Below are 12,311 nucleotides of genomic sequence, written 5' to 3'. Positions count from 1 at the left end.
TGAAATCTTGTAAAACAAATCAGTTCAACTAACAGAACTTGTAAAGTAAAACAGAGAACTGAATAAAAGTAGTAAACCTAATTAGTTAATCGCATCCAATTCTGTCAACTAATTTTAGGAATAGTCACAAACTCAATTTTAAGTATCATTACGCGCCTATATTTGTAGATTTCCTGCAAATATAGGTATTTATTTTGATTTAATGGCTATTCTCACTGTTAAAAATGCGGTAAGTACCTAAATTTTCACACCCATTGGCAACTCTCATTGGGTTGCCATGGGGCTGTCGGTTCTCATTCCAAATCTGTGGGGATTTGGGGGTGAAAGAGAGGGGGATGATGGGGATATAGGGTTGTCGGTGGCGGGATTAGCCCAAGAGGCGGCAGCTGAGGTAGCGGACGGGGTACCAGACGGCGAGCCAGCCTACGGCTATGACGGTGATGAAGATGAGGGCTACATCGTCGTAATGGACGCTGATGGGGTAGGCGTCGACGATGAATGAGGCATCGCTGTCGCCGAGGCGCACGAGCCCGAACTGCTGCTGGATGAAGCAGAGCAGGAGGCCGATGACGATACCCATCACTGCACCGGCGACGGAAATCATGCGACCCTCGAAGAGGAAGATGCGGGCTATCTGGCTGTCGGTGGCGCCGAGATTGCGGAGGGTGACCACATCGTTTTTCTTGTCGATGATGAGCATGGAGAGCGAGCCCACGATGTTGAAGCACGCCACGATGAGGATGAAGGTGAGGAAGACGTAGGCGAAGAGCTTCTCTATCTTCATGATTTTGAAGGTGTCGTCCTGCTGCTCAAAGCGGTCCTTGACGGTGTAGCTGTCGCCGGCGATGTTGGCTATCTCGCGCTTGGCGTCGGCAATGTCGGTTTCGGGCTTGAGGCGCAGTTCGAGCGAGGAAATCATGCCCTGCTGCCCGAAGAGATTGCGGGCCCAGGCGATGGGCACGATGATGTAGCGGGAGTCGTACTTGGACTGCTTGACCATGAAGAGCACACCGGGAGAGTCGAGCGAGTCGACGACAAAACCCTGCGTGGGGTCGGCCAGGTCGAGCTGACCCTCTCTGACGGGGGCATAGATGCGCAGCGCGTCGGTCCAACGGGTGCCGAGCGTGAGCTGCTGGGCGAGCTGTACGCCCACGATGCCGTAGTTGAGGTTGGCGGCGTGGAGACAGAATTCGCCGTCGCCGTAGAGAATGTCGGTGATGCGGGTGAGGTCGCGGAAATTGTCGTCGACACCCTTGATGGTTACCATCGCCTGCTTGTCCTGGTATACAGCCAGCGCATTGTCCTCGACACACTCGGTGGCAACATCCACATACGGCAACTGGCGTATGCGGGTGAGCAGCGGGTCGTCGGCAGGAGCCGTCTTGCCTTTGACCGGCGCAATCTCTATCTGCGGGTCAAAGCTGGTAAACAGCGTGGCCACCAGGTCGTGGAAGCCGTTGAAGGCGCTGAGCACGATGACCAGCGCCACCGTAGCCACGGCGACTCCGATGACAGAGATGAGGCTGATGACATTGATGGCGTGGGTACTCTTCTTGGAAAAGAGATAGCGCCTGGCGATGAATAACGGAAAGTTCACTATCCTTTTTTCAGAAGTTCGTCAATATGTTCGAGATAGTCGAGTGAATCGTCGATGAAGAATCTCAGTTCGGGGATGATGCGCAGCTGGTTGTGCACGCGGGTACCCAGTTCGTAGCGTATGCTCTTCTCGCTGGCGTTGATATTCTTCATTATCTCTTCGCTGCGCTCTGAGGGGAAGATGCTCAGATAAGCGGTGCAGATGCTGAGGTCGGGGCTGATGCGTACGCGGGTCACGCTCACCAGCACGCCATTGGTCTTGCGCGTCTGCGATTGGAAAATGGATGATAACTCTTTCTGCAGGAGTCGTGAAATACGGTTTTGTCTTGTTTCTTGCATTTACTCTAAATCTATATGTTCTATGTTTACGTGTTCGTGGAGGAACATCCGAGCGCCTTCGGCAAACTTGTCGGCGTTCTCGGTGGTGAGGTAGCGGCAGGTGGCGTTGCGTGTACACTTCTGCTCAATCTCGGGGTGGCGCACGAAATAGTCCTTGAGGCTACTGGCCACATACTCGCCCTGGGGGATGATGCGCACGCCGGGTGGAGTGTATTTGAGTATCTTGGGCAGCAGGATGGGGTAGTGGGTACAGCCCAGGATGATGCTGTCGATGTCGGGGTCGAGCGACATCAGCTCGTCGATGCGCTTCTTGACGAAATAGTCGGCACCGGGACTGTCGGCCTCGTTGTATTCTACGAGCGGAACCCAGAAGGGACAGGCCACGCCAGAGATGTGGATGTCGGGCCAGAGCTTGCGAATCTCCATGTCGTAGCTGTGGCTCTTCACGGTACCCTCGGTGGCGAGCAGACCCACATGGCCGTTGCGTGTGAGATGGCCGATGGCCTCTACCGTGGGGCGTATCACGCCGAGCACGCGTCGCGAGGGGTCCCACTGGGGCAGGTCGTTCTGCTGTATGGTGCGCAGAGCCTTGGCCGAGGCGGTGTTGCAGCCCAGGATAACCAGCTGGCAACCCATGCGGAAGAGCTTGAGCACCGCTTGGCGGGTGAAGTCGTAGACCACATCAAACGAGCGCGGACCGTAAGGCGCGCGAGCATTGTCGCCCAGGAACACATAGTCATACTGGGGCAGCAGCTGGCGTATGCCATGCAGGATGGTGAGTCCTCCGTAGCCCGAATCGAAGATGCCGATAGGGCCTGGAGTCATGGGCAGCCGTTCGCTCATTTCAGACACTCTTTGACCAAGGTCGTGATGTCTTCGCCAAAGGCGCTGTTGGCGTAAGGCAGATTGTCGTTGTCGGTGTTGAGGATAAACATGAATCCGCGTGCTTCGCCTATACCACGCAGGGTTTCGGCCAGCTTGGCCTTGAGGGGAGCGTAAGATTCTGTCTCAGCCTGTGCCAGCAGTCGTTTGGCCTCTTCCTTGAACGCTATATTCTTGGCTATCAGTTCCTGCAACTCCACCTGGCGCTTGCGGAGGATAGTCGGAGCAAAGTCTTTCTGACCTTCAAGAAACTGTTCATACTTCTTGTTGAACTCGTCTTCCACGCGCTTCATCTCGTTGTCATACTTCTGCTTCAGGTCGGCCAGTTTGGTCTGTGCCACAGCATACTCGGGCATGAACTTCAGCACCTCCTGATAACTGAGATAACCATACTTGATGGTAGTCTGTGCCTGTGAGATCATAGGCAGCACCAACATAACTAAGGAAAAAAGCAGCTTTCTCATATCGGTAAGTTTTGTGTATTGAGAAAAAAGGACAGGCACTCTGGCCTGCCCTGTCATTTGTGATGAATGAGTGTCTGGATTACTTGCCTACCTTGGCCTTTACTTCCTCGGTAACGTCTTTCACGTTGTCGCCGAAGAACACTACGCCAGATGTGCCAATCTCGAAGATAGAGGTATATCCGCCAGCCTTGCCTACAGCTGTGATGGCGTTCTGTACCTTGGTGAGGATTGGCTCGAGCAGTGCGTTGTTCTTTTCAGAGAGTTCCTTCTGAGCGTCTTGGTATGCCTGCTGGATTTTGGCGTTCAGACCCTGCAGCTCTTCCTCTGTCTCCTTCTGCTTGGTAGGGTTCATGGCGCTTTTAGACTTCTCGTACTCCTGAGCCTTGCGTGTCAGCTCGTCCTGCATTGACTTCAGGTCGTTTTCCTTCTGCTTGCTCAGAGCAGCCATTTCTCCCTGTGCCTTGGCATAGTCGGGCAATGACTGTACTACTACCTGGGTGTTAACTTTGCCAAACTTCTGGGCGAATACAGCCATTGGTGCGCAAAGCATCAGCATCAAAATAAGTTTTTTCATTTCGTTTGTATTTAATTGTTATTAGTTATTGTTAGCGTAACCGAGTTTCTGGAGGATTTCGTTGGAGATGTCTATCTTGGGCGAACCGAAGATGATGGCGCTGTCACTGGCGCGGTCGAGCACCAGACTGTAGCCACGCTGCTCGCTTATCTCCTTGACCACGTTGTATATCTCTTCCTGAATGGGCGACATGAGGCTCTCGCGCTTCTTGAACAGTTCGCCCTCGGGGCCGAAGTACTTCTTCTTCAGGTCGGCGGCTTCCTTCTCCTTCAGCATGATTTCCTCCTGCTTGGCGGCCTTCTGCTCTTTGGAGAGGAATACTACCTCGTTCTGGTAGTTCTTGTACATGGTGGCGGCTTGGGTGTTGAGAGCCTCCACTTCGGCCTGCCACTTCTTGCTCACCTGGTTGAGCTGCTCGTTGGCACGCTCATAGGCGGGAATGTTCTTCAGCACATACTCCATGTCCATCAGGGCAAACTTCTGTGCCTGCGCCGTGATTGCCATCAGCGCCAGGGTGCATATTGCCAATATTTTCTTCATACTTTTCCTTTGCTTGGTTTATGTATGTGACGCCGACGCTGTGATGTAAGTTACAGCGCCCGCGTCGCTTTTAATGATTATTATCAGAATTCCTGACCCAGGATGAAGTGGAAGTTGCTGCCACCCTTCTTTCCGTTGATGTTGTCGTTGTCGAAACCGTAAGCCCAGTCGATACCCATCAGGCCAACCATCGGGAGGAAGATGCGGACACCGATACCTGCCGAGCGCTTCATGTCGAAGGGGTTGAACTTCTTGGTGTCGGTCCATGCGTTACCGGCTTCGGCGAAGCCCAGACCGTAGATGGTGGTGTTGCCCAGCATGAATGGGTAGCGCAGCTCCATGGTGAAGCGGTCATAGGCGTAGCCGTTGTATGCCAGCGAACCGTTCTCATAACCACGCAGACCCACAGTCTCTTCGGCGTAGCCTGATGAGTAGCCACTCATACCGTCACCACCCATGTAGTAGGTCTCGAAGGGCGACTTCTTGTACTTGTTGTAGCTGCCCAGCAGTCCCATTTCCACGCGGGTCATCAGCACCAGACACTTCTGGCCGTTGGTCAGGGCGCTGTAGGTCTTGGCCTTGAACTTCCACTTGTGGTATTCCACCCAGCGATATTTCTCCTGCTGTTCCTGAGAGTAGGTGGCCGACTGGTAGTTGTTGGCGAGGTTCTTGTAGTCCTTGCCGTCCCACTTAGACCATGGCGGAGTGAGCGTTACCGAAGCCATGAACTCCGAACCGCGGCGGGGGAAGAGCTGGTTGTCGGTAGAGGTACGGCTCAGCGAGATGCTCAAGTTCAGGTTGTTGGCATTACCATTGGTCATGAGGAAGTAGCGCCAGTTCTTGAGCATATAGCGAGTGTAAGCCAGCGAGAGCGACAGCTGGAAGTAGTCGTCGGGCCAACGCAGACGCTTGCCCCAACCCAGCGAGAGACCAAACATCTTGACAAAGGTGTCGGGGTCATAGTAGTTCTCGTAGTTGTTGTAGTAGCTGCTGCCATAACCATACAGATAGTTGTAGTAGTTGTTCATCGCAGCACTATTATAATAGGTACTCGACACGTCGGTCTGCTTAGAGAAGAAGGCGCCGACAGAGAGCTGGATGGGGCGCTTGCCGCCAAACCAGTTGGTCGAATAGCTGGCGTTGTAGCTCTGGTAGTAGGTACCGTTGGTCTGGGCTCCCAACTGTAGCACTTCACCGTCGCCCACAGGCAGGATGCCGCGGTGCTCACGGTTCTTGTTGAAGAGGTTGCGCATCGAGAAGTTGTTCAACTTCAGACCGATGCGGCCGATGACGCCAGTCTGTCCCCAACCCAGCGAGAACTCTATCTGGTCATTGCTCTTCTGCTCCAGATTCCAGTTGATGTCCACGGTTCCGTCCTCCACATTGGGTTGCACGTCGGGCAGCACCTTCTCGGGCTCGAAGTGACCCATGGATGCCAACTCACGCTGCGAGCGCTGCAGGGCGTCCTTGGAGAAGAGGTCGCCGGGCTTGGTGCGCAGCTCGCGACGTACCACGTTTTCATACAGACGGTCGTTACCGTTGATGCGCACGTGGTTGATGTGGGCCTGCGGACCCTCCTGAATACGCATTTCGAGGTCGATGCTGTCGCCTACCACGTTGACTTCGGCAGGCACCAGGTTGTAGAACAGGTAACCCGTGTTCCAGTAGTTGTTGCCCACGGCGTCCTCGTCTTCGGTGAGTCGCTTGTTCAGCAGCTTCTGGTTGTACACGTCGCCCTTGTTCATACCCAGCACGCGGCTCAGATAGTCGGTGGTATAGACGGTGTTGCCCACCCACGAGATGTTGCGCAGATAGTACTTCTTGCCTTCATTCACCTTGATGCGTATGCTCACGTGCTTGTCGTCATGGTTCCACACGCTGTCAGAGATAATCTCGGCGTCGCGGAAACCGTACTCGTTGTATTTCTCAATCAGACGCTTCTTGTCGGCCTCCCAGCGCTCGGGGGTAAACTTCTTGGCTTTGAGGAAACTGCTCAGCGTACCTGCCTCATGGGTCTTGGCAAAGGCGCCCTTCTTGAAGAGGCCGCCCTTGATGACCTTGGTCTTCAGCTGATGGTTGCCCTCGATGTATATCTTGCGTACCTTCAGTTTCTCTTTCTTGTCGACCACCACATCGAGGATTACCTGGTTCTTGCCAGCTACGTCCTCGCGCTGGTTTATGTCTATCTCGGCGTTCTTGTAGCCTTTCTCGTCAAAATACTTCTTGGCCAGAATCTTGGCACGGTCTATAGAGTTGGGCGTCACCTGCATACCTTTGAGCAGACCCAGCTTGGTCTCCATATCCTCACGCTCCGACTTCTTCAGACCGATGTAGTTGATGGTCGACACGCGCGGACGCACCTGCAGATAGATGTGCAGATAGATTTTGTCAGCTATCAGCGAGTCGGCATAGATTTTCACCTTCGAGAAGAGGCCGTGCTTCCAGTAGCGCTTCACGGCGTCGGTAATCTGTGAGCCGGGGATGTCTATCTCCTGGCCCACGGTGAGTCCGGAGATGCCGGTGAGCACGTAGTCCTCATAGTTGTCCACGCCCGACACGTTGATACCGCCGATGGTCACCGTGCGGGGCGTACCGGCATAAGTTATCTCGGGATATACGATCTTGTCCTGTGCCTGCATGGCGGCGGTCCACAAGAGGGCGGTCACCACCAGCAATACCTTATTTATATTCATTTTCATCCTACTTTTCATTTTCTACTTGTTCTTCGGTCTTGCCGTATCTGCGCTGACGCTGCTGATAGCTCTGTATGGCGCGGTGCAGGTCGTCTTCGCTGAAGTCGGGCCAATAGACATCGCTGAAATAGAGTTCAGAATAGGCTATCTGCCACAACAGATAGTTGGAGATGCGCAGCTCCCCGCCCGTGCGTATCAGCAGGTCGGGGTCGGGCATGAATGCCGTGGCGAGATGCTGGCCCACCGTCTCTTCGCTGATGGCGTCTATGATGGCAGCGTCGTCGGCCGAGCCTTTCTGCTGCAGCGCCTCGGCGGCTATCTGCTTCACGGCGTGGGTAATCTCCCAGCGTGCCGAGTAGCTCAGCGCCACCACCATAGTCATGGCGGTGTTGCCGGCGGTGTTGTCCATCACCTCCTGCAGCTTGTCCTGCACCATCTGTGGCAGACGGGCTATGTCGCCTATCACTCTGAAACGCACGTTGTTTTTCATGAAGATTTCATCTTCGAGCGATGTCAGTACCAATCCCATCAGGGCCGATATCTCATCGGCCGGACGGTTCCAGTTCTCGGTGGAGAAAGTATAGAGTGTAAGGAATTTCACACCGAGTCGGGTACATTCAGAGGTGATGCGGCGCACGGTATCTACACCTGCCTGATGGCCATAGCTGCGGGGCTTGCCACGCTCGGCAGCCCAACGTCCATTGCCATCCATGATGATAGCCACATGCTGTGGCACACGGGTTTTATCTATTTCTATTGCCATTTAGTCGTCGTTGTTACAGGTTCGACATTTGCTCTTGAAGCTATAGGTGAGGGTGAGCATCAGCCCGCTGTAGCAGTCTGTGTTCTTGAATGCTCCGCTGCTCTTGATGCCGTAGGGGTCGGCCATGCCGTCGAGCTCGTCGCTCAGCGAGAAGTGCATGCTCCATTCCAGTCCCACGTTGAGGCGCTCCTTCAGTTTGTATTTGATGCCCAGACCTATCGGTACATTGGCGGTAAACACCTTCTTCTCTCCGCCCGACACGTAGGTGGCGCCTATTCCGCCGAAGACGAAGGGGGTGAGACGCTTGGCGCCGCGATAGTCGCGACCGGTGCCGTAGGGCCAGAAGTTGTATTCGTAGGTCACCGATACGTCGGTGATCGAGCGGTCAAAGCTGTAGGCTCTCGTCGTCTCGTCGGGGTAGTAGGTCTCCACCCGCGTGGCGTCGCCATTGAGCTTGCCCATCATGCCCGTCACTCTGAACCCCATGTAGGGGTTGAGCAGTCTGCGCCACACGATGGCGCCGGCGGGCTGCATGCCCGATGTTATCTTGCCGTTGAAGTCGCCTTGGTATGACACCATCCCCACGCCGCCACCTATTTCCATCAGGTATTCGTCGTCTTGCTGTGCGCTTGCCGTGAGCGTGGCGCAGAGCATCAGGAGTGTCACCAGGCCCTTCCTCATTGTCCTTTGTCGTTATTCGCCGAAGTATGTCTTGTCCTTCGCCCAGCCCAGCCGGTTCAGTCGGCCTCGCCACAGGTTGCCCTTGCCGTCTATGAGCCACAGATAGTTCTGGCTGTCGGCGGTGAAGGCAAATCTGTTGCTCTCTATGTTGAAGTTGGTGGGCAGTGCATAGAGCTTTCTGATGCGCCAGGTCATGCCGCCGTCGCTGCTGGTGTAGCATCCGCCGTAGGCTGTCGCGCCCTGGCTGTTGCCGATACCGCTGCCGCCCAGCGCCATCATGAAGTCGTCATAGTAGGTCATCTGCAGGTTGGCCAGATTGGGCAGACGGAAGCGGTTGTCGCCCGCCACGTCCATGTAGGTCCATGCCTGCTGCTCGCTGCCTTCGTCGGTCTCTTCCACCTTCGACCACACCTTGCTCGTCTTGTCTCCCGTGCCCACCATCACCACGCGGTCTGTGCCGGGGTTGGTCAGTATGGGTCGGGCCGTCATGCTCACGTTGCCTGTGGGCAGCGAGTCGGCGGGGGTGTCCATCTTCTCGGCTGTCCAGGTGGCGCCGTCGGCCGATGCCATGATCCTGTTGTCGGTGCTCAGGGCGTAGAGGCGCTTGTTGCTGCCGCCCAGGAGTCGGCTTATCGCCGGCGTTCCCACTCGGGTCCACGTATATGCGTCGGTCGAGCAGTACACGCCGTCCTCGGCATGGGCATAGAGCTTGCCGCCCATCACGGTCATATCCTTATAGCTGTCGGCGCCCAGTTCCACATTGGGAGTAATCTCAGTCCAGCTCACCACGTGCTGCTCCTCGGCAGCATAGATGCGCAACTGACTGTCGTCGCGGCCCACCACATAGACTTTGCCGCCCATAGCCAGGGCGCGCATGCCGGTGAGCAACCCCATGTCGGTGCAGCCGGTAGCTATCTTCCATTCGAATATGTTGGGTTTCTGCTTGTGTATGTTCACCTTGACGGTATAGTCGCAGCTGGCGCGTCCCGACATGCTCACCATGCGCAGGGTGCGGGGCTTCGAGAAGTCCATCGAGTCGATGGTCTCAAAGGCCTGCAGCGTGTCGCTGTCTATGTTCTTTACCAGCGTCACCGAAGAGCCCTTCGATGTCACGCTGCATATTATCTTCTTGCAGTCTATGCCCACGGGCAGAGAGTCGGGGTTGTATATCTCGTGCTTGGTCTGGTCTATGTAGAATATATATTTGCTGCAGTCCAGCGTAGTCTGATACGTACTGTCTGCGCCTTTCTTCGACACTGTGTCGCGGATAATCTTCTGGGTGCCGAGTGAGAACGCAGTGATGCCCACTTGGTCAGAAAATACTATCTCTTCGTTGTCGTCACCCAAACATGAAGACACGAAGAATATAGTCGATACCAATAAGATAAAAGGTATGAACTTTCTTTTCATTACACTCTATTTTAACAATTTTGGGTGCAAATTTAATCAGAATAATTCAAAAACCACCTATCTTTAGACGATTATTAATCAAAAACCGTCTACATCTGCTGTTTTTTAAGGTTTGTTTAGGTATTATCGTGGTCTTTGCTGTGCTTTTTTCTCCTTATTATATATATAGGCAGTCTGCCCTGCGTGCCGCCCTCGTCGTCTTCGGTAGTCGTGGCAGTGTCGCCGGCCAGCCCCCGATGCATCATATCGCTTTGTATTTCACCGCAAATGCCATTGCCTCAGCCACCGTGTGCGCCCCCAGTTTCCTGAAGATGTTCTTGCGGTGCGTCGCCACCGTATACTCCGACATCCCCAAGCGCTCAGCCACCGACTTGGCTGCCTGTCCTTGGCTTAGCAACAGGAGGACGGTCTTCTCTTTGGGGCTAAGGGTAGGTACCTGCTTTTTCTCCCATTTGTCGTTCTTCGGGTTGTATGAAACAAGCTCTTTTCTTAAGATGTTGTGAATGCAGAACATGTCATGCTTTCCGTGTGGCTCAGATGTGGTTATGCCTAACATCAACCATGGACTTCCGTCTGGGGCAAATTCCAGTGGTGTACATTTGGTGCTTGGGAGATGCTTGCCGTCTATAGACATGTAGTCGTAGTTGCAATAGATGGCTATGTTTTCTTTTTCTTCTTGGCTCAGATTCTTAATGTATTGATAACAATATACAAAAGCATCTATTATTGCTTTCTTGCTATTGGGTTTGATAAACGCATCTATAAAGATGGACCCCATATTTTCAAACGCTTCTTTATTATATTCTAACCAACCGAAAGGATTAGGAGAAATATAAAGATATTTCCTCTTGAAGTTGTCGTAGATGAAAATTCCTTTATATGTGAGATTTGACAAGGTCTTGAGAACTTCGATGTGTCGTTCAGCGCGTTCATAGTCTGCATCGGTGATTCCTGCAGCCTGTATTTGGGACAACAACTCTGTATCTATCATGATTGTTTATATTAGAATTTAATGTTAATTACTCGTCCATCGCATGTGTCGAATGTGCGATGATACTCATTATAATAACGCTCTTTCTGGTAAATTATTGTTCCTGCCATCCTTTTCATAGGATGTAAATAGTTTTAGGGTAGGCTGTTGTGCCAATAGTTGGCGGCATGGTCATCCGGAATTTACCGGACAGCCATGCCGCATCATCTTTATAATTATTCCATTGCTTTGACCGTGTCGATTTTACCGTCTTTCATACCGACCTTCAACTTGACATCGCGAATGAACTTTTGTCTTTTGTCATTCATGTCGTTGTACTTGTAGGTAACGATGTAAGCACCATTGTCGTACTTGACATTCAGGGTCTGCAGAGCCAGCGAGTCGATGCCGATATTGTCGGTCGCAAAATCATAGGCTATGCCTGATGTGCGGTCCTTCTTGGTATCCTTGCACATTTCGGCAGAGCAATAGATGTTCATTACAGAGTCACATTTGGCAAAACTGGTTTTGTTGTCACTGATGCTGAAAGCTACAGCATACTGCTGATAGAATTCGCGCACCATCTCTACTTCGTTTGCGTCACCAGTTCCTGCCGAAACTTTCACGGCGGCCAGCACCACGCATAGCAATGCGGCCAAAAAGATACTTAATCTTTTCATAGCTGTTGTTGTTTTTTCAATTATACCACTTTTTGATACTCTGATAGCTATTACTGCTATCTAAGTCAAATCGTCTCCATGGTTATTCTATTGCTTTGACAGTGTTGATTTTTCCATCTTTCATACCGACTTTCAGCTTGGCATTACGAATGAATTTTTGTCTTTTGTCGTTCATGTCGTTATACTTATAGGTGACGGTGTAAGCACCATTGTCATACTTGACATTCAGGGTCTGCAGAGCCAGCGAGTCAATGCCGATATCGTCGGTCGCAAAATCATAGGCTATGCCTGATATGCGGTCCTTCTTGGTATCCTTGCACATTTCGGCAGAGCAATAGATGTTCATTACAGAGTCGCATTTGGCAAAACTGGTCTCGTTGTCACTGATGCTGAAAGCTACAGCATACTGCCGATAGAATTCGCGCACCTTCTCAATCTCGTTTGCATCACCAGTTCCTGCAGAAACTTTCATGGCGGCCAGCACCACGCATAGTAATGCGGCCAAAATGATACTTAATCTTTTCATAGCCGTTGTTGTTTAGAGTCTTTTCATTGTTTTTGATTATCTATCCTTGTAATTGTTAGCTACTTTACCCCAGTTCGGGATAAGATTTTGTTCATAAAAAAGTTGGTAGTCTCACAAATATTTTGTACCTTTATAGGTGATTTACAATAAGTTACAAAAATATTTAATATGACTACCGATTACAAAGTTACAG

14 protein-coding genes are annotated in these 12,311 nt (G+C 52.4%); all 14 read right to left on the bottom strand.

The annotated features are described in order from the left end of the window. Window positions 1–367: 367 nt before the first annotated feature. Entirely contained in the window at window positions 368–1,597 is a 1,230-nt protein-coding gene (locus CIK95_RS00930; RefSeq protein ID WP_094466017.1) for an FtsX-like permease family protein, read from the bottom strand. After that, window positions 1,597–1,935, bottom strand: coding sequence for a 30S ribosome-binding factor RbfA (rbfA, locus tag CIK95_RS00925; protein ID WP_094387805.1), 339 nt, complete (start codon window positions 1,933–1,935; stop codon window positions 1,597–1,599). The genes CIK95_RS00930 and rbfA overlap by 1 nt, the downstream gene beginning before the upstream one ends. Next, window positions 1,936–2,778, bottom strand: a complete 843-nt coding sequence (murI, locus tag CIK95_RS00920; RefSeq protein WP_094421128.1) for a glutamate racemase — start codon at window positions 2,776–2,778, stop codon at window positions 1,936–1,938. Then, complete coding sequence (locus CIK95_RS00915; RefSeq protein ID WP_022309616.1) at window positions 2,775–3,281, bottom strand: OmpH family outer membrane protein; 507 nt, start codon at window positions 3,279–3,281, stop codon at window positions 2,775–2,777. The genes murI and CIK95_RS00915 overlap by 4 nt, the downstream gene beginning before the upstream one ends. A 79-nt stretch (window positions 3,282–3,360) precedes the next feature. Beyond that, window positions 3,361–3,855 (bottom strand): OmpH family outer membrane protein, encoded by a 495-nt coding sequence (locus CIK95_RS00910; protein WP_022309617.1) that lies wholly within the window; start codon window positions 3,853–3,855, stop codon window positions 3,361–3,363. A 21-nt stretch (window positions 3,856–3,876) separates the two neighbouring features. Continuing rightward, window positions 3,877–4,395, bottom strand: coding sequence for an OmpH family outer membrane protein (locus CIK95_RS00905; RefSeq protein ID WP_022309618.1), 519 nt, complete (start codon window positions 4,393–4,395; stop codon window positions 3,877–3,879). Between the two features lie 83 nt (window positions 4,396–4,478). Then, a complete protein-coding gene (locus tag CIK95_RS00900) occupies window positions 4,479–7,088 on the bottom strand; it encodes an outer membrane protein assembly factor (RefSeq protein ID WP_094385376.1) in 2,610 nt (869 codons plus the stop codon). Between the two features lie 7 nt (window positions 7,089–7,095). Then, window positions 7,096–7,851, bottom strand: coding sequence for an isoprenyl transferase (locus tag CIK95_RS00895; RefSeq protein ID WP_094385309.1), 756 nt, complete (start codon window positions 7,849–7,851; stop codon window positions 7,096–7,098). After that, window positions 7,852–8,532 carry a DUF6089 family protein gene (locus CIK95_RS00890; protein WP_094466016.1) on the bottom strand — a complete coding sequence of 227 codons (681 nt, stop codon included), beginning with the start codon at window positions 8,530–8,532 and terminating at the stop codon, window positions 7,852–7,854. 12 nt (window positions 8,533–8,544) lie between these two features. Next, the gene (locus CIK95_RS00885) at window positions 8,545–9,942 is read right to left on the bottom strand and encodes a DUF6242 domain-containing protein (protein WP_144007668.1); all 1,398 of its coding nucleotides are present in this window, start codon (window positions 9,940–9,942) and stop codon (window positions 8,545–8,547) included. Between the two features lie 116 nt (window positions 9,943–10,058). After that, window positions 10,059–10,187 (bottom strand): hypothetical protein, encoded by a 129-nt coding sequence (locus tag CIK95_RS13530; protein WP_256387322.1) that lies wholly within the window; start codon window positions 10,185–10,187, stop codon window positions 10,059–10,061. Continuing rightward, on the bottom strand, window positions 10,184–10,933 hold the full coding sequence (locus CIK95_RS00880) for a helix-turn-helix transcriptional regulator (RefSeq protein WP_022309624.1): 750 nt from the start codon (window positions 10,931–10,933) through the stop codon (window positions 10,184–10,186). The genes CIK95_RS13530 and CIK95_RS00880 overlap by 4 nt, the downstream gene beginning before the upstream one ends. A gap of 215 nt (window positions 10,934–11,148) precedes the next feature. Continuing rightward, window positions 11,149–11,592: a hypothetical protein gene (locus tag CIK95_RS00875; RefSeq protein ID WP_144007667.1), complete on the bottom strand. Its 444-nt coding sequence runs from the start codon at window positions 11,590–11,592 to the stop codon at window positions 11,149–11,151. 82 nt (window positions 11,593–11,674) lie between these two features. Then, window positions 11,675–12,118, bottom strand: a complete 444-nt coding sequence (locus tag CIK95_RS00870) for a hypothetical protein (protein WP_144007666.1) — start codon at window positions 12,116–12,118, stop codon at window positions 11,675–11,677. Between the last annotated feature and the right edge of the window lie 193 nt (window positions 12,119–12,311).

The organism is Prevotella sp. P5-108, assembly GCF_002251385.1.
Classification (GTDB): Bacteria; Bacteroidota; Bacteroidia; order Bacteroidales; family Bacteroidaceae; genus Prevotella.
Note: the sequence above shows the minus strand (reverse complement) of the source record. Positions and strands in the feature narration are given on the sequence as shown.

Bases quoted from the DNA above. Each gene is read 5' to 3' on its own strand.
- rbfA (WP_094387805.1), bottom strand. From the start codon at position 1,935: ATGCAAGAAACAAGACAAAACCGTATTTCACGACTCCTGCAGAAAGAG.
- murI (WP_094421128.1), bottom strand. From the start codon at position 2,778: ATGAGCGAACGGCTGCCCATGACTCCAGGCCCTATCGGCATCTTCGAT.
- CIK95_RS00915 (WP_022309616.1), bottom strand. From the start codon at position 3,281: ATGAGAAAGCTGCTTTTTTCCTTAGTTATGTTGGTGCTGCCTATGATC.
- CIK95_RS00910 (WP_022309617.1), bottom strand. From the start codon at position 3,855: ATGAAAAAACTTATTTTGATGCTGATGCTTTGCGCACCAATGGCTGTA.
- CIK95_RS00905 (WP_022309618.1), bottom strand. From the start codon at position 4,395: ATGAAGAAAATATTGGCAATATGCACCCTGGCGCTGATGGCAATCACG.
- CIK95_RS00900 (WP_094385376.1), bottom strand. From the start codon at position 7,088: ATGAATATAAATAAGGTATTGCTGGTGGTGACCGCCCTCTTGTGGACC.
- CIK95_RS00895 (WP_094385309.1), bottom strand. From the start codon at position 7,851: ATGGCAATAGAAATAGATAAAACCCGTGTGCCACAGCATGTGGCTATC.
- CIK95_RS00890 (WP_094466016.1), bottom strand. From the start codon at position 8,532: ATGAGGAAGGGCCTGGTGACACTCCTGATGCTCTGCGCCACGCTCACG.
- CIK95_RS00885 (WP_144007668.1), bottom strand. From the start codon at position 9,942: ATGAAAAGAAAGTTCATACCTTTTATCTTATTGGTATCGACTATATTC.
- CIK95_RS13530 (WP_256387322.1), bottom strand. From the start codon at position 10,187: ATGATGCATCGGGGGCTGGCCGGCGACACTGCCACGACTACCGAAGAC.
- CIK95_RS00880 (WP_022309624.1), bottom strand. From the start codon at position 10,933: ATGATAGATACAGAGTTGTTGTCCCAAATACAGGCTGCAGGAATCACC.
- CIK95_RS00875 (WP_144007667.1), bottom strand. From the start codon at position 11,592: ATGAAAAGATTAAGTATCTTTTTGGCCGCATTGCTATGCGTGGTGCTG.
- CIK95_RS00870 (WP_144007666.1), bottom strand. From the start codon at position 12,118: ATGAAAAGATTAAGTATCATTTTGGCCGCATTACTATGCGTGGTGCTG.